Raw genomic sequence first — 19,938 nt, 5'->3', positions numbered from 1 at the left:
ACAGTGGATAGAAGATAATTGTCAGTTAAATGTCTATAGTTAACTAGTAATTGTTAAACTCCATAACTATAACCACTTAACTATCCTCTGTCCCTTGTCAACTGTCCACTGCCATGTTTCTGTACCAGTCCACATACAAATTTTTATAATTGTTTTTTATATTAAGGCTAGCTTATACTTTAAGCATAACATATTTTTAGGAGGTAAATCTTATGACGGAAGAAGAAAAAATATTTGCTGGAAGATTATTTGATGCCCGCACAAAAGAACTTCGTGATATTAAGCATAAAGCCCACGTACTCTGTCAAAAATTCAATTCACTTGATGAATATGATGAAAATCGATTGCCAATCATAAGAAAATTCATCGGAAAAATCGGAGAAAAATACTATTTTCAAGGTCCCGTACAGTTTAATTACGGCTGCCATACCTTTATCGGTGAAAACTTCTTTGCTAATTTTAATATGACAATTTTAGATGATGGTAGAATTTACATAGGTGATAATGTAATGCTTGGACCAAATGTTTCTCTTATGGCAAGCTCACACCCGCTTATACCAGAGGAAAGAACTTCAATGAAATACAAAGATGGACATGTATCTGTATCCGAATACGCAGATGAAATACACATTGGAAATAATGTTTGGATTGCCTGCAATGTTGTAGTTTGCGGCGGCGTGCATATTGGAAACAATGCCGTTATTGGCGCTGGAAGTGTCGTTACAAAAGATATACCAGATAATTACATTGCATATGGAAACCCTTGTAAGCCGATAAGAATGATCACAGAAAAAGACTCAAAATTGCACTTACTATAGCCATTTATATAGCCCCTTGGAACTTTAAAATTTTAAATTATAAGATTTACCTGAGTGAAACAAAATGTAAATCAACCTTCACTGTGAATTGTGCACTGTTATATCTTATCATTTCTACAAAGATTCTCACATAAAATTCCGTAGGAACGGAGGAATTTTTCCTTGCACTCCCCTTGATGTGAAGGAACAATGCTGAAGGAACGATTAAGGCATCTTCAAAAATTGTAAAATACTTAGATATTTTTATTACTAAATCTCGTTCACAGTGTATTTTTCGTAGGGAAACGGAGAAAAATATTCCTTGCCTTTCGGGCTAAGTGAAATAATGTTGATTGGGGATGGTTTAAATAAAGTTTTATAAATCTTAGGTGATAAATTGTAAAAGTCTTAGAACTTTCAATCTGTTTGAGCCAAAGGCGAGTTATTGAAAGTTCTTAGAATTTTAGAATTTATCATCTTAGATTTATTAGCTTTATTTAATATTCCAAATCAACATTATTTCACAACTTTACTTTCTAGCAGTAAAAAAGAATCTTGGAAATCTAAAGATGATTTCTCCATTTTTGTCAGCCTTATATTCCTGTACTAGTCTATCAAAAATATCTTTTTCAAATTCCTCTTTCTTTTCTTCACTTAATACATTTAAATATGGCCTAAGACCTGTTCCCCTGTACCATTCCATAATAGCCTCATGTGATTTTAACCTATGGCAATATACTGTTTCCCATATACAAAAATCAGAAGTGATTTCAGACAATAAGTCAAAATACTCACTTTGGCTCAAGGTATAAAAAACTCTTGGATTATCAAAATATGGCTTCCACTTTGCATTTTCTGAAACTTCCCTGATAATTTTATGTATTGGCTCATCGTAATTCATGGGCACCTGCACTGCTAATTCGCCGCCTTTTCTTAAAAGTGCAAACATTTCCTTTACAAGTTTTACGTTATTCGGTATCCATTGAATACATGCATTTGAAAAAACAATATCAAAGTCGCTACTTAATTTAGCTAAATCTTTGCTGGCATCACATATATCAAAATCCAAATCAGGCAATTCCTTTTTTGCAGTTTCAATCATTTCCTTTGAATTATCGACTCCAAGAATACGTGCGTGAGGAAATCTTTCTTTTAAAACTTGTGTACTGTTTCCCGAACCACAGCCCATATCAAGAATTTTTTTAGGATCAGCCAACCTTATCCTATTTACCAAATCAATTGCTGGCTGCGTTCTCTCATTTTTAAACTTCAAATATTGATTTGAATTCCATTTAACCATAATATAGCCCCCTAAATTTACTATTTTACACAATAATACCATAATATCATACTGATATTCATTAAAAATATGTAAAAACTCAGCCAGCGATTTATTTTTATTCAAAGCTACTGGCTATTAATTAATCAATAATCATAAAATTCATCTTCGTCTTCATCTAAATCTTCATCTGATTCCTCGCTGGATGCCGTGCCATTACAATTAACTGAACTTTCAATTGTTTCTTCACTACAATCTTTTAATTCTTCATTTTCATCACAGTTTTCATTGTCCATTTTTTCTAAATTAGCATCTAAATTTAACATATCATTATTACAATCGTTAGCATTTAATTCACTATTATTTGTTTCTTCGTTATATTCTATATCTACTTTTTCTGCCCCTCTAGAGATTATATTTTCAGCACCAGCTTCTATATCAGTTTGAGCTTGCTGATCGTTTTCTGTTTGCGTACTTTCTACTATTGACACATCATTATTGTCATCTGATATTTCACTTGTCTCAAAATTTCCATCCTCATAATTTTCATTTTGTTCTAAATTTTCATTTACATCTTTTAGGCCACTATGTTCTTCAGAAACTTCACTAGCCTCTGCTTCATCTATTACTTTAATTTCATCATTTTCAATATCTACTTTATTATCGCTGCTTAGTTCTGAGCTTGTCCTATCGTTTTTATTTGAATTTTCATCCTGATCCATTGTTTCATTTTTCTCTTTATTTCCTTTTATTTTACCTGATACCTCATTATTCTCTAATTCCTTATTAATCTCTAAATTTTCATCATGCTTTTCATTAATAATTTGTTCTTCAATTATATTTTCCTGAGCATGTACTTCTAGATTTTTGTCTTCATTGATATTCTTATAATCCACTTCTTCTAAAAGCTCTTCTTTACTCTCAAGTTTATTTTTATTGTTTTCTTTTTTATTTTCTGTAGTATTTTCATTATCTTTTACATTCTCATAAACTTTGCTGCTTTCTGCATCCATATTTTTAGCTTGATCACTTGAATTTTCCTCATACAGCTGGTCCTTTTCACCTAAAGCTGTCCTTCTACCATCAGTATCTTCATTCTTATCTTTTTCAATAGGCGTATATATAAGTTTCCTATTTACTATACCTTCTGGATCAAGACTTGTATAATTTTCATAATCTTCTTTTATGCTTTCCTCTAATTTAGTGTTCTCTTTAAAATCATTTAATTTATCACTAGACACATCATCTTCAATATTTAATAGCTTTTTTCATCATAACTCAAATTTTTTTCAAGTTCTGAAGCTTTTGCTTTTAGATATTCCGATTTTTCTAGTGTTTCTTTTGGACAGCAGGTGTCTGCGTTTAACATATGCTCTTTTTGCTCATCAGTAAAACCATCTAATAAAGATGATTTTTCATTTAAATATTCGCAATTCTTTTCAAAATCGTATTTTTTATAATTTAACTTGCTTTCATTATTACTAATCTGATTGCTTATTTTACTAATATAATTTATATCTTTATCTTCCTTTTGTAGTTCATCAGTGTATTCTTTTAACAAGCAATTGTTTTTAGCAGTTAATTCGTGAATTTCAGTTCTCATCTGAATTAAGTCATATGTTTGTTCAGATATAACCTTATTATTAAGCTGTATACTTCCATCATCACTTAAATTATCAAAGAATTTATTCTTAACGCTATTTAATTCTTCCTTTGTCTTCCCTGAAATTCTTTCATCATTTTCAAACTTATTTAAATCTATTGGTATTATATTATCATTTAAACTATGCTCATCATTTCTGTATGCTTCTTTTATCATTTCACTGCCATTAGGTACTACTATCTGCTGCAATCCGCCTTTACCATAATTAGTATTTGCACTTATAGCACCTTCAGCAGATAATATCTCTTCATTAATGATATAAAATCTTGCATTTGTCTTATACTGAGGCTGGCTATCTTTATTCCGTTTATCATAATAAGGCGCAACCTGTAATCCCTGACATAAGTTTATTGAATCTAAATTGCTATTTTTAAATTCATCTAATGTCATAAAGTAATTTCCGCCAGCTCCAGCTTTAGGACCTTCTAATGCAACTAATATTGTACCTTCTTTTAATATATAATTTTCAACTTTATCAATGCCAGGATATCCACTTTGTGCTTGATTTAGATTATTATATTTAATGGGGTCATAGGTGTATATATTGTCAACAGCCATCTACTAGTTAACTTGGTCAATACCATATTTTAATTTCATGTAATATAAATCAATTTCTATAAGTGGAATGTTAATATTTGCCCTAATTTCTATATAACCCCATTTAAAATCTAAATTATTAGGTAAACCTTTCAATTGCAAACTTTCCTTAAGAAACTTTTCATGCTTATTTATTATTTTTTTAAATTCATCATTATTAATTCCTGTATCATAAATCTTTAAAGCTTCTTCAAAACTAATTGTAATTTTATTAATATTATTAGAAATTATAGAAATTCCAACATCAATATATATTTTCCCATATTCAGTATCTATTGGCTTAAATATCAAATGCTTTGTACTATCTATTTCTTCTAAACTTCTTTCTCTTAAAAGTTCCTTTACCCTAGAATTTTTCATCTCATCTATTGTCATTCCTGCCTTTAAAACTATATTGTCGTCAAATATTATATCTCCCGTTTTCTTATCTATTCTCATAAATCTAACTCCTTTCATTTATAAAGTAACGGTTGAAAAAAGAAGGGTTCCTCATTTAATAGCGACACAATACATTCCCCTACATTTAATTTTACAATATCCCAATCCTCTATTGTATTCATAATCATTAAAGAATCATTTACTCCTTTGAAAGAATTTGATGACATCACACCTACTTTTCTTCTATTTTTGCCATGCCTTTCAGAAATTATTTTTCTACTATTTTCATCAAACAGTTTAAAACAGAAAAACGTTCCAAAACCGCTTAGTAAGCTTTGAGCCATTGCTTTTGAGTATGTATTTTCAACCTGCCCTACATTTTGAATTCCTGCTATAACCTTTACTCCTAAAGATCTTCCAAAATTAAGTGCATTGTCCATATAATTTAATTTTGGTATCAGAGGGAATTCATCCAAAATAAAAAATACATTTCCTTTAGCTTTATTTTGTCCAAGAGCTTCTTTCATAGCTAAATCAATTAATACTGTATATATTGCTTGAAGCACATTTCCATTTGCTATATCGTACTCTAAGAAAATAGATTTGCCTCCCTTCTTTTGAATAGCTTCTCTTATAGAAAAATCTCCTTCATCCGCAAAAGAGCCAGTAAATACCTCCTGTGCAACCATAAAAAGAGGTGATAAATAACTTTGTGTAGTTGGGCTCTTATCACTCATTATATACGAAGTTGCCCAAAGTAAATCATCATATTTAGATATATTTTCACGCAAGTCTTTTGCCACGGATTTATTCAATAAATTCTTTAATTTTTTATTATTCCATGTCACATTTTTGTCTTTCATTTCTCTCAAATGGCAGGTAATTACTGCTGTAAGTATATCTCTTGCTCCCATTATAAATGTTGGATTTTGTGAGGAATCTATATATTTTTTAAACAGAGATGATGTAATTTCTCTTATGGTATCTAATTGTTCCTCCTCTGGTGACATAATAATATCCTTATAAATATTCCAAAGTGCTACCTTGTATTTACCTCCCAGCCTATTTTTATTGCCTATAACAAAATCACCTTCCCGATAAAATTCAGACAAATAATCGCCTTTTGCATCAAAAAACACAATAATATCGTTTTCGTTAACGCTGCCTATTATAGACTTTACTATATGGTACATGAGATTTGACTTTCCACTTCCTATAGAACCCAATGCTAGAATATGCTTACTTAATAGCTCATCATCAAGAACTATACCTGTATTGTTTTGTCCACGAATTCCTCTTGCCGCCTTGCCTTTTCTTATTATAGTTCCAGGTCCATATGCTTTAGCTCTTGTCCCTCTACAACTTCACTAAATATCATTTAAAAAACTCCTCATCACTTTTTTCATAAGAAGTGCTCTCTTTATTTTCTACCTTTTTATCCAAATTCTTTTTTATTTTAACATCTGGAGTCCATTTTTCAATTGCATGATCACCCATAGCCTTAAAATCAAGTATAATAGCTCCAATTTCCTTCATAAGCTTTATAGTGTCTTCTGATGGAAGTGCTGATATGGATGCAACTGCTCCTTGACCTGTAAGTTTATTTCCAAAAGTTCCATCTCCAAAATTTATTGGTGAGCCATTTGCGCCTGTTGAATACACTGAAAGTTCATAGCTTACCTTTCTAAATCTAAGAAGAAATACTATTGCTAAAGTTAAAAATACAGCTAAAGGTACTATTGAAATTTTCGAACCAAATTCCGAAAATACTCCCAAGTTCTTATTAAACATAAAAAATAAACTAATTAAACTAGATAATATTCCTAAAACAAGCTCCATTATATTTATTCCTGTTCCAAAGTATGTACGAACTCCGCTTATGGTTTCTATAGGTACTTCGCTAACTAATTTGCTGCTGCCGCCACCTGATTTTCCAAAAGCATGAAATATAACTCTCTTATTAGTAATCGTTACATATCCCTCACCCTGAGGCCTTTTTAAAGTTGTACAATGATATGTCTTAACTTTAACCTCTCCTTCACTAAGTGCCACAAAAGTTTTATAATCTACGCTGCTTTTATGCACATTTTCGCCAATTGGCGATCCACATTCTCCACAGAAAGTGTCACCTTCATTATATTCTGCTCCACAATTTGAACAATTTGGCATTTTATATTCCCCCTAAGCAATTAATAGCTTGATTATACTAAAACAGTAATATTTTATCAATATTTGAAAGTGAATATTTTTACATATTACTACATTTATTTGATTTTGTAGAGGATAAACAAAATTTATGTAGAATATAAAATTATAAACATTAGGAAAGGAACTTAATAACATGAAATATTGTAAAAATTGTGGAGCAAAAATAGATGAAGGTAAAAAATTTTTGTTCAAACTGTGGAACTAAGATAACAACAGAACCTACTAATTCTGAAGGGAAAGAAGATTATTCCTCTTACAAAAATGAATTTTATTCACCTTCAATATTTAATAAAACTTATACATATTTAAAAAACAAAAAATTCTCTCGTACACATAAAATTCTAATCGCACTAATATGTGTTTTATTATTATGTTCACTAATATTAATAAAAATAGGTCAAGCCTATACAAGTAAAGATAAACAAATCTCAGAATTTACCGAAGCCTTAGCTAATAACAATACTTATAAACTTACAAAAATAATGAAATCATCAGACCCTAGACTAGTTATTGATGCGTCAAATATTAATAATTTTATTAAACTCATAAAAAACATCCTTCATATTTAAAATCCATAACAAATTCATTAAATAATGACACAACTAATTCTAATAGTATAATAACAGTAAAAAGGAAGGTAAAAAATTTTTACTGTTTAATAATTACGTTTTTGAAGTAAATCCATATTTCATAAATATAAATTCAAATTGCTTAAACGAAGAAATTTTTATGAATGGCAAAAAGCTTTATAAAATTAATAATAAAAGCTTCTCTAAACAAATAGGACACTTATGCCTGGCAGTTATGAGCTCAAAAGGCATATGTAAAGAAAAATACACCACTCTAAGTAAGAATTTAGATTTAGATTTATTTGACAGTAACATGATAAATGCTGATTTAAATGTTGATGAAAAATTTATAAATGTATCCTGTGACAACGACGATGCTTATCTTTACGCAAATGGAAAAAATACAGGCTTAAAGGTAAATGACATAGATGACTTTGGCCCAGTATCAACAGACGGATCAATTTCCCTATATGCAGAAGTCACTTTTCCTTGGGGAACTGCCAAAAGTGATAAAGAAAAAATTTTTAATACTAACCCTGTTAATTTAAAAATAAATTTAACTAATGATTCTCTAAAAACTACCCTTATGAATACTATAAATGATTACAATAAAGGCTGGATGGCAGCTATGAATAGTCTTGACCCTAGCAAACTTGCTAACTGTTCTCCTGAGGAAAATAGTAAACTTACATCAAATATAAATAATATGAAATCTTCTAATCAGCTTTACAGCGGCAAATTAACTAAAACAAATTTTGATTTAAACAGCATCAAAATATATAAAGAAGATAATAAATATTATGCCAGCATTGATGATTCTGAATATATGAATGAGGCTTACTACAATAAATCAGATACAAATAATGCTTTAAAAGCAGCTAACTATAATTGGGAATATAAAATGTATTACGATGAAAATTCAAAGAAATGGCTTATACAAGGAAACAGTCCAATAAGCAGTTTAAGTTCAGATAATATTAAAAATTTTAATTTCTAAAATCTTCAATACATAGTAATAAAGTAGAGCACTTTTGCTTATGCAAAGGTGCCCTGCTTTATTACTGATAAACTCCTATTTTATATTGATTATATACATTTTCAGAATAGTACTTAGGATCGCCTGCATTATATGAATATGATCTTAAATATGGTTCTACTTTTACATAGTAATTACCTATAGGCAAATTCAATTGTTCTTTTAAATCCTGTTGAAGACCATTTGATGTGAAAGATTTTATCTCTTTATTGTATTCATCTAAAACAGTTACCTTCCATATACCATCTAAATCACCATTAAATTTATCATGCGAAAATTCTATATTAAAATCCCCTTCATTTTTAACAGAAAAACTATAATAATCATTGTCTGTCAACATATTAGAATTTCCCATATACATTTCATTTAAATTTATATTGGTTGCTTTATCCAAACTATCATTAAATTCCTTTTCATAATTATCTGATTTAATATAATTTACAGTTAAACTATACGGTGAATCCACAACATTTTTTGAGTAATATTGGGGATTTCCTACATAGTATGAATAATCTTCTCTCAAGTATGGCTCCACTTTTATATAATAATTGTCTTTTGAAAGCCCAAGATATCTATTTATATTTGCATCCATTCCTGTTGAGATTAAAGTCATAAACTCATTTTTACTTTCATCCATAACAGTTATTTTCCAATCACCATCTGTTTCTCCTACAAATTTGTCGTGTGAAAAATTTACATTAACATACCCATCTTCATTAACTTGGACTTCATAATAATCATCATCTGTAAGCGAGCTTGAATATCCTGTGTACTGTTGATTTAAATTTATAACTTGAGCACTCACCATATCATCATCTGGTTCCTGCTCAAAATATTCAGATCCAGTAAAGTCTACAGAAATGCTGTACGGAACTTTTAAAACATAAGTTGAATAATAATCTGGATTGCCTACATAATATGAATAATTTTCTCTTAAATATGGTTCTACTATAACATTATATTTGCCTTTTTTTAAACCTAGTGGAACGACAGTTTTATCTTCAATACCATTTACATATATTTCTTTTACAGTAGTAGTTTCATCTTCATCAGTAACCCTTATATCCCATACTGTATCAGTTTCTCCAACCAATTTATTGTGATTAAATGTGATATTAATCTTTCCATCTTCAGATAATTCTATAGGATACTTGTCACCCTCTTTAAGAGAAGCGCAGGTATTAGTTTTATTTAATAAATTTTCTGTTTGATTGGATACAGTAGAACTTACAGTATTAAAATACTTACAATATTTTTTCCCATTGCTTAAAAAAATCTTAATGCAATATCTTGAATTAAAATCATAATTATTTACTGGTGTTATTTTTATTTTGTTCGTATCAAGTTTTTTAATTTCAACCGGAATATATGTATTATCCTTTTCTATAACAATGCCATCTATTTTATCATTTTGAACTTCACCTGAAAAAGTCACTACAAATTCCTTATTTATTGATACATTGCTCACTTCATCCAATGTTATCCAGTTATTATTAGTAGTTGTTGCCTTAACGCTTGTAAATGGAATATTCACAACTAATAAAAACATTATAAAAAATGTACTTACCGTCATTATTCCATTCTTTAGATTTTTTTTCATAATTAATTTTATCCCCCTTTTATTTTTGTATAATTAATTTAAAGCTACCATTTTAATTAATATTGTACATAAATATATATTTTCCTCCATATCATTACATAAAAAAATTTATTGCTTTCATGTAAAAAAATTAATTAATACATTTCTATGAAAATATGTCAAGCATTTTTGAAAATGTCCCAAAAAGTTTTTAATTATTAGCACCAGCTTTTGCTGGTGCTTTATTGATGGTATAAAACTATTTTAAGGTATGACAAATAAACCTTAAAAATCTTCAATTTTTAAGATACGACATAATTCTCTAAATCCATAATTGTTATTGAGATATTCAATAATAATTTTCTCTTTTTGTGCATAGGAATACTTGTGTTTAAATGCCATAAAAATATGCTCCCTCCTAAGTGACAAGTTTTTTATTATTTCACTTGTCTACCTAGAAGGGAGCATATCAACTTAACGCGGCACCCTCCCTTTTTCCTTAAGCCCTATAATGGCACATTGCCAGCATTATGCCTTAAGGCACCTCAAAATCTCGCCAGCCGCAATTCACATTACTTGCCACCCTTAAAAGGGTCCATATACTCCTTCATACTTATTTGGTCAGCGATTATATCTTCTTTTTGTTGATTTCTTATATATTCCTCTATTGCTTTCTTATTTTTTCCTGCTGTATCAACATAAAAACCTCGACACCAAAAATGTCTATTTCCATATTTATATTTTAAATTTGAAAATTTCTCAAATATCATTAAACTACTTTTTCCTTTTAAAAATCCCATAAATCCTGAGACACTCATCTTCGGTGGTATTGATAAAAGCACATGTATATGATCTTTACATGCATTTGCCCCTATTATTTCAACACCTTTCCATTCACAAAGTTGTCTCAATATTTTTCCTATCTCTTTTTCTTTTCTCCATATATTTCTTTCCTTCTATATTTGGGCACAAATACTATATGATATTTACATCTCCATTTACTATGTGCTAAACTATTACTGTCCATTTAGGGCAGACCTCCTTTGATTTTAGATTTGGCTGACGAGACCATCTCTATTTTATCAAAGTGAGTTTTTTTGTTCATCGCTTAAGCTATTCTGAACACACCTGCACAGCAAGTGGTTTTCATGAATGACAATAAAAAATTATATATCAGATAATAATACCTGTCTATTAATAGAAAAAATATCCTTTATATTTTTCTGTGTATAATTTCTAGATTGATACACTTCAACAAGTTTAATCATATTAGAGACACTTATAACTGATCCTGACATGCCCGTAGCGTTAACAATATCTATAATTTGAGAATTAATATTCTTTCCAAATCCTCCTGCGATATATGTAAAAAATCCAAGTGGAACATTATAATTACTATATAGATTTAAATTTTCTATATAATTATGAACCATCCTATTATGATGATCATTACTAATTGTATATTTACTATATGCCTTATTATCTATAATAGCTTGATATCCATATTCATCTGATAAAATCAGTACATCAGGAGTAAGTCCTATAGGACCTACATGCTTGGCTTGAAACCCAAAAACATTCTCAAATAATTTAACTGTTGCTTTTTCAAAATCAACTGCTTCATCTCTACCTTTAAATGCCATCTCAAAATATTCAGTCATAAACGCACCAACAGAACCTCTTGGATATAATTTTAAAAGTATTTCTTCTACAAGCTTGTCCTCAAAACCAGTTTTTTCAACGATCTTATCTATAAGATCTGATGTTATTTTTGTTATTGGCTGTTTCAAAGATTCTGCAATATAAAATTGTTTAACTTTCTGTTCAGCAATAAGCATTGCCGTAACAGTTTTTGTTTCTGTCAGATTCCTAGTATCCTTTCTATGTTTAGGATCCACTCCATATTTTCTCTGAAAAAATTCATGTTGTTCTGGTCGAGCAATAAAAGGAATTTTTTTAAATAAAATACGTTGAACTTCTAAACGTTTATCATCAAGAATACGAATTTTACCATTATCTCTTTTTGCAAGTTGTGTATATTCAATCCAATTTACAATTGTATTAGCTATATCAAATAAATGACTATACGGATGCTCAGGATTCACTTTACCTCTTGACGGACTGTATTTATCGAAAAATTCTTTTTCAAGACAAGAATCTCCCTTATGTCTAAATTCTAAAATTCTATTTACTATGTATTTATAACATTTATCAGTTTCATTTTCTGCTTCTGTTATTATAATTTTTGCTATTTCTTCCTCTGTCAAATAATCTATAGTTGAATCATTTAACAACTTTAATAAAAATCTAAAAGGTCTAATTTTGAATCTTGAAGAAACTTGAACTCCACGGCTTAAAGAAAAAGAAGATGGAAATTGATATTTTAAAATTTGATTTTTTAACACCTCAACTGGAGAATCACCAGCCATTATAGCTTCACCTGCAAGTGTTAACTTTATTTTTTTCGTAGACTCTTGTGTAAATATCAATCCTAAGCTTGTTACCCAAGCTTTATAAGTTCTTCCTCCGCCACCTGTATTATCTCTACGTTCACCTTTGCGCTTTAATCCTGCTTCTTCCAATGCTTCCTCAAAAGACAAATGCGAGTTTCTTTGTCCTTGCCATTCTTGATCCAATGATAATTCAGCAAATGTAGATAAAACCTCTGGTATAGAATTTAATTTTCGCTTTGGTCTTGTTACCCACCAATAATTTATCAAATTATCACCACCTATTCATTTACATTACATGGAACAGATTTATATTCTATACCAGCAAATGTTCTTAATATAGCTTCAAATATTATTTTTGCACCTTTAGCTGGTACAGCCATGCCTATTTGCCTTCTTACACTCTCCTTTGAACCCATGAACACATAATTATCCGGGAATGTTTGTAATCTTGCCCTTTCTCTATTAGTTAATGCTCTAGGTTCACTATAGTGGTAAATATGCGTACCACCTCCACCTGAACCAGTTACCGTGTATGCTGGCTTAGTTGGATCCAACCTCTTATATATCTGACTTATTTTAGCTCCCTTCACATTAAGTTGAAGATGTTCAGGTAAATTTGCTGTAAATGCATTTTCACCAGGTTTTATGTGTCTTAACCTCTCTGTTACTATAGCTGATTGCCTCGTTAATTCATTATTGGATGCGTTTAAAGGTATAGGTGGAACCTCCAATGCTCTCTTACAAGTATTATCTATATTCATATAAGGTTCTGGCGAAGGAACTTTAAATTTACACTTTAAATCTTTTCTAATACCAACAATAATTACTCTATGACGTGCTTGAGGTATTCCATATTCCTCAAATTTATACAAATGAGGATATAACCTATATCCCGAATTTTTTAAATCTTTAAGTATCTTTTTAAATGCTGCACCATCATTTGCTGACCTTAGACCTCCTACATTTTCAGCAAGAAACCATTTTGGTTTATGTTTTTTTAATACTTTAACACCATAAGTATACAAAGGACCATATTTACCATCAAACCCCTTTTGCTCACCTACTACTGAAAAATCATTACATGGGAAACCAAATGCTAAGCAATCTATCGCTTCTAATGAATCTATATCTAATTTTCTTACATCTTGACAAATAACTGACTCAGGATTATCTGGACATATATTATATGTATAAGTATCACAAGTATCTTTATCATAATCATTAGCCCATTTATGTATTATGCCATATTCACTATTTTCTACCTTAGCCATTTTAGCCCCACAAGCCAAACCACCTGGACCGCAAAATAATTCTCCCAATTCAAATATCATAAAAAATCCTCTCCTGTCTAATTTAAACCATTTCTCCATTTGTTAATATAAACTTTCTTTCAAATTTTGCTCCTACAACCTCTGCTATTTGTTCTAATTCTTTTATCGTAAAACTTCCTCTTTTCAACTTTGAATTAAAATTTTGGGGAGATTTTCCTAATCTCCTTGCAAGCTCTGCTTCACTTATATTACTTCTAACACATAATACTTTAATTTGCTCTGATATTGTCATTTTTCTACCTCATAACAAATAATAATCTATCGAATAGTATAAACTTTTAATTTTATATTGTCAATTATTATGTTTAGCATACTATATTTAATCATTATAATTTTTTTGTAAATTTGAATTAAAACTTCTAACTTATACTAACCAAAGTAAAAAATGTAGTTTTAAATTTCAGCATTATTGCAATTAATTTTAAATATACATGTACTGCATTTTGGATTATACATTGTACACACGGAAGCGCCAAAATCTAACACCGCATAATTATAATCTACATACCTATCTTCAGGTATAAGAAGCTGTGCAAATTCAAAAAGCTTTATATCGTCTCTAGACCTTTTTTTTCAGATTTAACATCAAATACTCTTTTAAATATTCTTATTACATTAGTGTCTAAAACAGCATAAGGCTTATTAAATCCAAAGCATAGTAATGCACTACATATGTAGTATCCTATGCCTTTTATTTTTATTAATTCATCCCAGCTATCAGGAATTGTTTTATTATGATATTTAACTATATCTTTAGCTATATCTTTCAATCTATCAGCTCTATAAAATAATCCTATATCCTTAAAAATATCTTTTAAAAATTCAGTATCACATTCTGCAAGCTCTTCTATATTTTTATAAGCTTTAATTATATTTAAATAAGGTTCTATAATCTTCTCAACATTAGTTTGCTGCAGTAATATTTCAGATATTAAAACTTTATATGGATCAAATGTATATCTCCATGAAAATTTCCTTTTATTTTTATCATACCAATCAAGTAAGAAACACTGAAACATACATATTTCTTCATCTGATACATCCATACTAATATCCTCTTCCTATATAATAAATTTCATGCATTACAAAATAATTATATATCTAATTTTAACAATTAGTAATAACTCAAATAAAGAAGTTTGTCTAGCAACATATGCTCTGAATTAGAAATATTATTATTTAGCAATAAAATATACAGATAAATAAAAAACAAGATTTCTTGCACTCTCTGCATTAAATATTTTACTAAGTGAGTTCTAATTTCACAAAGTGTTACATACATAAACAACTTGTACTTTTTCCAATACATTTTAATTTTAATACTTCTAATTAAACTTTGTATTATTATCCTCATAATTTAAATTTAATATTTTCAAAACCAATTCTCTAAAATAACTTTCTTTAATATTCTTAAATGCATTATAAACCACTTTACATCTATCAGATACATGTTCTAATTTTCCTTTTCCTTCTAACGATTTTAAATTAGAAAAACTTCATCTACATACTTTCTTCTTTAATATTTAATATTCTACCTACTTATTTACATAATAAGCCAATACTATCAGCACCAAATTTATACATATAATATGCAATGACATCATCATAAAATTTCCAATCATGTTTTTCACTCATATAATTCTCTCCTTCTATTTTTATACATAACTTGTATGCTAATAACTATTATCTTATTTTAAGTTTTATTTTTCAAAGACATTATTAAAAAAACCAATCTCTCTATCTTCCAGCTCTCCAACGATAAGCGCCCTATCCAGCAATATATTAAATTCTTCGCAACTGGTTTCTGAAATAAGCGTACATGCATGACAGGCTGATAAATTCAAACTGTCTCTTCCCTGTCCATAACTTTCGATACATACTGGATCTGAGGAGCACCATACCGCTTTCCTTACTGCATTTGCTATAGTTTTAGGTAGCATATCACTTTTTCCCTGTCTCACAAGTCCACCTAGTGTTCCTTCAGAATCTCCTGATGAAGTATATATTAATATTCCACTCATATTTACAGAATTATCCTCTGTATTGCAGTAAATTCTTTCTGTTAAAGACGCTGAATCATATCCACATTGAAAACTTAATTCTTTGATAAGTAAATGGGAAATTGTATGCAGTAAAACAAACTTAGGAGTTATTTTTCTCCCTTTATTTCCTTTTTTCTTTTCACGCTGATTATACCTTGTATTCAATATTTCAATACGTTCAGAAATCTTAGGATATTTTTTTATCCAATCTTCTATAATTTCGTTATTAAATTCAATAAATATACCTTCACCTCTAGTTTCATAAGCTGGATACCATCTTGTTTCCTTTTCTTTTATTGATACAAATCCATTACTGCCTGTCCCTTCTTCAAAACCTGACATTAGATCTGTCACTGCTGGTTGCAATCTGCTGAAACCAACTAATGCTCTAACCTCTCTCAACTTTTTTACTAATGTAACTTTAGACAAACCATGAATATGATAATCTTCAATGTTATTTTGTTTTTCTATCTTAAAATCTTTTTCATTCATACATTCCTCAGGTATATTTCCTATCAGTGCATTATATTCTTCAACTCTATATTGTTCTTTAGTTTCAATATTTTCGCTGTTTTCAGTATTAAAAGTTTTATCTAAAATAATTTTTACTATGTTCTTATCTTGGTGAATATCCTGTGCTATTCTTTCCACATAGGCATTAATGATATTTTTTCTTCCCTTCAGTTGAACATAATCCTCATCCTGAAGAATTTCCAAAAGTAAAGAGAACTTATTACTCTCTTTTACAAGCAAATTTAATTCACTTGAATATGGAGGTATTACTATAGAGCTTACCACTTTAGCAAAATATATATTCATAGCACCACGCTGTATACTTCTAGGTGTCTTTTCGCACCCTTCTTGTTTTTTGCCTTTCCACGGCATATTACCAGTACATTTATAATTTACATTGTGTTTTTTAAAAGCATCTTCCATAAATGCACCCTTCATACTTGCCTTTGCACCACATTTACATTCTATAATCAAGCCTTCCAAACCTAAAGCACTGCTTGAATTTTTTATCTTTAAATGCGAATGAAGACTGTCACAGTTTGGTTTTTTGCTTCTATCATGTACCACTGAATCCATGGGAAATCATCAATATGTCCATCTTCACAAGCAACCAATATTCCTGCAGGAACAAGCTGCATATTGCACTCCATGCATTTTGGTGTAACCATATATGGATTCTTAGACCTTTTATTAGGTACAAACTCCTTTTCCCATTCATTCAATTGTCTAAGCCTTTTACACTTTGGGCAAAAATACCACCTGGGAAACCTTACAAAAGGTATTTTACTAATTTGATTCTTATCCGGTGGCAAACAAAACTTATCAACCTTTAATAAACGTTCTAATCTTTCATCATGTATTTCCTGTGATTGATTAACAGTCCAGTACTCTGGTGCTGCGGTCATTAAGGTTTGATCTTTAAAATCAACCATAGCCCCAACTCCAAAAGGTGCTATGGATTGAGAAAATCTCACATTATAAGCTATTGCGGGCAATGGAATTTTCTTATTAACCTTATTCATTGTTCTCATCTCCAAACTCGATTATTTCTGCACCAGCTTGATTATCCACATTTCTCATGGACTGCATAGTAGGAAATGCATTTCTACAATCATCCTCGAAAAATGGAACTAACAAGTTTTTGTCCGCATTTTTTAAATAGTAATGTACTTCTTCATCTGGTGCTGCAGTGTCAATTTTATCTATCCATCTATTCACAATTTGACCCAACTCTTTTTTAGTATTATTCATTATATCTTTTTTCTGACTGGTATCTAAATCTTCAGCTCTTTTTAATATAAAATTTATCGCTTCATCTAAGCCCTCAAGATTTTTATTAAATTCTTTAGCTTGCTCATCTCCATTCAGCTTTAATATATGTCTTACCATGCTTATAAAAACTGCATGGAGTGCTCTTTCCCTAGCTTGTTCTGAAAATGAAGTAATACTTGTAGGTTCTACGTACTTATAAAAGGTGTTATGATAAGGATAAAATAATTCATAATGAGACCTATCCCTAGTCTTTGAAGCATTATATAAGGTAAATACTAATCCTGGATACTTTCTTCCAACTCTACTGGTAGCTTGGATATATTCTGATGTCTGCTTAGGCTGTCCTGATACTACCATTAAATCAAGTCTGCTTACATCCACTCCAACACTTATCATATTAGTAGCTAACAGTATATCAACAGCATAATTTATGTTATCTTTCTTTTTGCCACTTTTAGTTTTTTCTTCTCCTTTTTGATATATGTTTTCTAAATTCTTCAAATTTTTCACTACAGCTGTAGATGAAAGTCTGCTAGTTAACTCATTAAGTATTCCTGCATACCTAATGTCATCTCCTTTCATAAGTCTCTTCATATACCTAATTATATTACTTGCTATATCATCTTTAACCAAAGTTGAAGTTTTTCCAAGTTCTCTTATAGAATTAAAATATCCAACCAATGTCCAGTATTTATCCAAAACTTCTTCTGATGCATCTATAAACCTTAAAGCTTCCAAAAGTACTGTATAAAGCCTTATTTGTGTTGTAGCCGCAGTTTTTCCTGAAGGCATTAAACCTATATATAATCTTCCCGGCCTTTTTTTTTATTGGTATTTCCCTAGTAAAAAAGCAATTTTCTATGCTTAAGCCTGATGGAGGAAACTGCAATACATTTCTATCAAATAGCATTTTACATTGTTCTTCGGCCCTTTTTATAGTTGCAGTAGATGCTACTATTTTAGGTTTTACTCCCTTTGCACTGCACATAGCATCAACCGCAGTTTCATATAATCCAACCATGGTACCTAAAGGACCTGATATTAAATGCAGCTCATCTTGAATTATTAGCTCAGGACTTTTACTTCTGCTTTCTTTATTTAAAGCAAATAAATTAGACACTTCCCCTTTCCATGGCAACGCTGCAAATTTATCTACAGTTCCAAAAAGCAGCGTAGGAGGATTTTTATACAGTTCTTCATCAACTACTTGAATAGGAAGCTTTTTATGAAAGTCACATTTTGATTCTGGACAATAAATAATCTTCTTTTTATCAAAATCATATCCCCATAATCCCTTCTTTTTGCCATCTACGTATTCTACTTCTAACTTTGTTCCACACCAAGGACATTTCAGCATTTGAAATTTATTATGTTGAAGTTTTCGTGATTCTAATTCCTCCTTATTAGATACAGGCTTTGTTAATTCTTTGTATTCTTTTTTTGCTTCTGCATCTTTATTCGGAGTTGAATCACCACCTACCCATAAACCAATAGATATTTCTTCTTTGCCTAAATTGTATTGCTTACTTTCTCTTCTTATTTTTTCACAAGCACATATAAGTATAGATGCTCTGGTAAACTGCTGAGCAGCTAGAAGCCTTAAAGTATATCTCATAATGATAGCTGTACCGCCACCATTTACTGGATCATTTAATCTTCTTAGAAATATAGCAAATCCAGTTAGTCCCAAATATGCCTCTGTTTTTCCTCCACCTGTTGGTATCCATATTAAATCTACAACATCCCTAGCCTTACAATTTGGATTAGAAATTGATTCAACATTCATTAAAATAAAAGCTAATTGAAATGCTCTCCAGCTGGCACTTTTTTTATCTATATTATGATAATCAAATTCTGGCATCTTACTTTCACCTGGAAATCTATCATATTCACTGCCTGCTAATTTAGAATGTGCTCTTTGCATTAACATAGCCCTATTCATAAGTGAAAAAGCATCATAAGCATTTTTATTTTCACTTAATATCTCTATTCCCTTGTTCATTCTGTCTAATACCCTTCTGCATTTACTAATTTGATTATTTATTATTTCTTCATTGTATTTTTGTTTTAATTTGCTTGATAATTCATTAAGTTTATTAATCCATTCTTTGTAAGCATTTGTAAATTTAATTAATAAATTAATTTTTTCATCCTTGTTAACTTTTGAAATATCCGACAAAGCAAACATGGATAGTATTTCCTTACCATCATCTCCTAACTC

At 29.9% G+C, this 19,938-nt stretch carries 18 protein-coding genes and 1 pseudogene; 3 read left to right on the top strand and 16 right to left on the bottom strand.

Annotated elements, in window-relative coordinates; translation table 11 throughout:
* Window positions 1-212: 212 nt before the first annotated feature.
* The gene (locus AGR56_RS15790) at window positions 213-818 is read left to right on the top strand and encodes a sugar O-acetyltransferase (protein WP_053243019.1); all 606 of its coding nucleotides are present in this window, start codon (window positions 213-215) and stop codon (window positions 816-818) included.
* A gap of 508 nt (window positions 819-1,326) precedes the next feature.
* Here AGR56_RS15790 and AGR56_RS15785 read toward each other — a convergent pair.
* The 6 genes from AGR56_RS15785 to AGR56_RS15760 all read right to left on the bottom strand — a co-directional run bounded on the left by AGR56_RS15785 (window position 1,327) and on the right by AGR56_RS15760 (window position 6,883).
* Entirely contained in the window at window positions 1,327-2,097 is a 771-nt protein-coding gene (locus tag AGR56_RS15785) for a methyltransferase domain-containing protein (protein ID WP_053243018.1), read from the bottom strand.
* A 125-nt stretch (window positions 2,098-2,222) separates the two neighbouring features.
* Window positions 2,223-3,317: a hypothetical protein gene (locus AGR56_RS15780; protein WP_053243017.1), complete on the bottom strand. Its 1,095-nt coding sequence runs from the start codon at window positions 3,315-3,317 to the stop codon at window positions 2,223-2,225.
* 14 nt (window positions 3,318-3,331) lie between these two features.
* Entirely contained in the window at window positions 3,332-4,297 is a 966-nt protein-coding gene (locus tag AGR56_RS15775) for a hypothetical protein (protein ID WP_053243016.1), read from the bottom strand.
* Window positions 4,298-4,300: 3 nt separating this feature from the next.
* The gene (locus AGR56_RS15770; protein ID WP_053243015.1) at window positions 4,301-4,774 is read right to left on the bottom strand and encodes a hypothetical protein; all 474 of its coding nucleotides are present in this window, start codon (window positions 4,772-4,774) and stop codon (window positions 4,301-4,303) included.
* 14 nt (window positions 4,775-4,788) lie between these two features.
* A complete protein-coding gene (locus tag AGR56_RS15765; RefSeq protein ID WP_278279713.1) occupies window positions 4,789-5,982 on the bottom strand; it encodes a type IV secretion system DNA-binding domain-containing protein in 1,194 nt (397 codons plus the stop codon).
* A gap of 106 nt (window positions 5,983-6,088) precedes the next feature.
* Entirely contained in the window at window positions 6,089-6,883 is a 795-nt protein-coding gene (locus tag AGR56_RS15760) for a zinc ribbon domain-containing protein (protein WP_053243013.1), read from the bottom strand.
* A 206-nt stretch (window positions 6,884-7,089) separates the two neighbouring features.
* Between AGR56_RS15760 and AGR56_RS15755 the strand changes: the two genes are divergently transcribed.
* The gene (locus tag AGR56_RS15755; protein ID WP_053243012.1) at window positions 7,090-7,491 is read left to right on the top strand and encodes a hypothetical protein; all 402 of its coding nucleotides are present in this window, start codon (window positions 7,090-7,092) and stop codon (window positions 7,489-7,491) included.
* Between the two features lie 160 nt (window positions 7,492-7,651).
* Window positions 7,652-8,488 carry a hypothetical protein gene (locus tag AGR56_RS15750; RefSeq protein ID WP_053243011.1) on the top strand — a complete coding sequence of 279 codons (837 nt, stop codon included), beginning with the start codon at window positions 7,652-7,654 and terminating at the stop codon, window positions 8,486-8,488.
* 61 nt (window positions 8,489-8,549) lie between these two features.
* Here AGR56_RS15750 and AGR56_RS15745 read toward each other — a convergent pair whose 3' ends face one another.
* From AGR56_RS15745 to AGR56_RS20885, 10 genes and pseudogenes are all read right to left on the bottom strand, one after another.
* On the bottom strand, window positions 8,550-10,127 hold the full coding sequence (locus tag AGR56_RS15745; RefSeq protein WP_053243010.1) for an Ig-like domain-containing protein: 1,578 nt from the start codon (window positions 10,125-10,127) through the stop codon (window positions 8,550-8,552).
* A 551-nt stretch (window positions 10,128-10,678) separates the two neighbouring features.
* Window positions 10,679-11,133: pseudogene (gene tnpA / locus AGR56_RS15740) on the bottom strand (IS200/IS605 family transposase).
* A 139-nt stretch (window positions 11,134-11,272) separates the two neighbouring features.
* Entirely contained in the window at window positions 11,273-12,826 is a 1,554-nt protein-coding gene (locus AGR56_RS15735; RefSeq protein ID WP_053243009.1) for a restriction endonuclease FokI C-terminal domain-containing protein, read from the bottom strand.
* An 11-nt stretch (window positions 12,827-12,837) separates the two neighbouring features.
* A complete protein-coding gene (locus AGR56_RS15730) occupies window positions 12,838-13,890 on the bottom strand; it encodes a DNA cytosine methyltransferase (protein ID WP_053243008.1) in 1,053 nt (350 codons plus the stop codon).
* 22 nt (window positions 13,891-13,912) lie between these two features.
* Entirely contained in the window at window positions 13,913-14,122 is a 210-nt protein-coding gene (locus AGR56_RS15725) for a helix-turn-helix domain-containing protein (protein ID WP_053243007.1), read from the bottom strand.
* A gap of 316 nt (window positions 14,123-14,438) precedes the next feature.
* A complete protein-coding gene (locus tag AGR56_RS15720) occupies window positions 14,439-14,936 on the bottom strand; it encodes an A/G-specific adenine glycosylase (RefSeq protein ID WP_242851491.1) in 498 nt (165 codons plus the stop codon).
* A gap of 654 nt (window positions 14,937-15,590) precedes the next feature.
* The gene (locus AGR56_RS15715) at window positions 15,591-17,021 is read right to left on the bottom strand and encodes a DUF1998 domain-containing protein (RefSeq protein WP_084757083.1); all 1,431 of its coding nucleotides are present in this window, start codon (window positions 17,019-17,021) and stop codon (window positions 15,591-15,593) included.
* Window positions 16,958-17,467: a hypothetical protein gene (locus tag AGR56_RS20895; RefSeq protein WP_053243005.1), complete on the bottom strand. Its 510-nt coding sequence runs from the start codon at window positions 17,465-17,467 to the stop codon at window positions 16,958-16,960. Before AGR56_RS20895 ends, AGR56_RS15715 begins: the two co-directional genes overlap by 64 nt.
* A complete protein-coding gene (locus AGR56_RS20890; RefSeq protein WP_198150068.1) occupies window positions 17,460-18,455 on the bottom strand; it encodes a helicase-related protein in 996 nt (331 codons plus the stop codon). Before AGR56_RS20890 ends, AGR56_RS20895 begins: the two co-directional genes overlap by 8 nt.
* A complete protein-coding gene (locus AGR56_RS20885; RefSeq protein WP_053243003.1) occupies window positions 18,409-19,905 on the bottom strand; it encodes a hypothetical protein in 1,497 nt (498 codons plus the stop codon). The genes AGR56_RS20890 and AGR56_RS20885 overlap by 47 nt, the downstream gene beginning before the upstream one ends.
* Window positions 19,906-19,938 lie beyond the last annotated feature (33 nt).

This window comes from Clostridium sp. DMHC 10, from assembly GCF_001270375.1.
Lineage (GTDB): Bacteria > Bacillota > Clostridia > Clostridiales > Clostridiaceae > Clostridium_S > Clostridium_S guangxiense.
Note: the sequence above shows the minus strand (reverse complement) of the source record. Positions and strands in the feature narration are given on the sequence as shown.

Bases quoted from the DNA above. Each gene is read 5' to 3' on its own strand.
- AGR56_RS15790 (WP_053243019.1), top strand. From the start codon at position 213: ATGACGGAAGAAGAAAAAATATTTGCTGGAAGATTATTTGATGCCCGC.
- AGR56_RS15785 (WP_053243018.1), bottom strand. From the start codon at position 2,097: ATGGTTAAATGGAATTCAAATCAATATTTGAAGTTTAAAAATGAGAGA.
- AGR56_RS15775 (WP_053243016.1), bottom strand. From the start codon at position 4,297: ATGGCTGTTGACAATATATACACCTATGACCCCATTAAATATAATAAT.
- AGR56_RS15770 (WP_053243015.1), bottom strand. From the start codon at position 4,774: ATGAGAATAGATAAGAAAACGGGAGATATAATATTTGACGACAATATA.
- AGR56_RS15760 (WP_053243013.1), bottom strand. From the start codon at position 6,883: ATGCCAAATTGTTCAAATTGTGGAGCAGAATATAATGAAGGTGACACT.
- AGR56_RS15755 (WP_053243012.1), top strand. From the start codon at position 7,090: ATGAAGGTAAAAAATTTTTGTTCAAACTGTGGAACTAAGATAACAACA.
- AGR56_RS15750 (WP_053243011.1), top strand. From the start codon at position 7,652: ATGAATGGCAAAAAGCTTTATAAAATTAATAATAAAAGCTTCTCTAAA.
- AGR56_RS15745 (WP_053243010.1), bottom strand. From the start codon at position 10,127: ATGAAAAAAAATCTAAAGAATGGAATAATGACGGTAAGTACATTTTTT.
- AGR56_RS15730 (WP_053243008.1), bottom strand. From the start codon at position 13,890: ATGATATTTGAATTGGGAGAATTATTTTGCGGTCCAGGTGGTTTGGCT.
- AGR56_RS15725 (WP_053243007.1), bottom strand. From the start codon at position 14,122: ATGACAATATCAGAGCAAATTAAAGTATTATGTGTTAGAAGTAATATA.
- AGR56_RS15720 (WP_242851491.1), bottom strand. From the start codon at position 14,936: ATGGATGTATCAGATGAAGAAATATGTATGTTTCAGTGTTTCTTACTT.
- AGR56_RS15715 (WP_084757083.1), bottom strand. From the start codon at position 17,021: ATGGATTCAGTGGTACATGATAGAAGCAAAAAACCAAACTGTGACAGT.
- AGR56_RS20895 (WP_053243005.1), bottom strand. From the start codon at position 17,467: ATGAATAAGGTTAATAAGAAAATTCCATTGCCCGCAATAGCTTATAAT.
- AGR56_RS20885 (WP_053243003.1), bottom strand. From the start codon at position 19,905: ATGTTTGCTTTGTCGGATATTTCAAAAGTTAACAAGGATGAAAAAATT.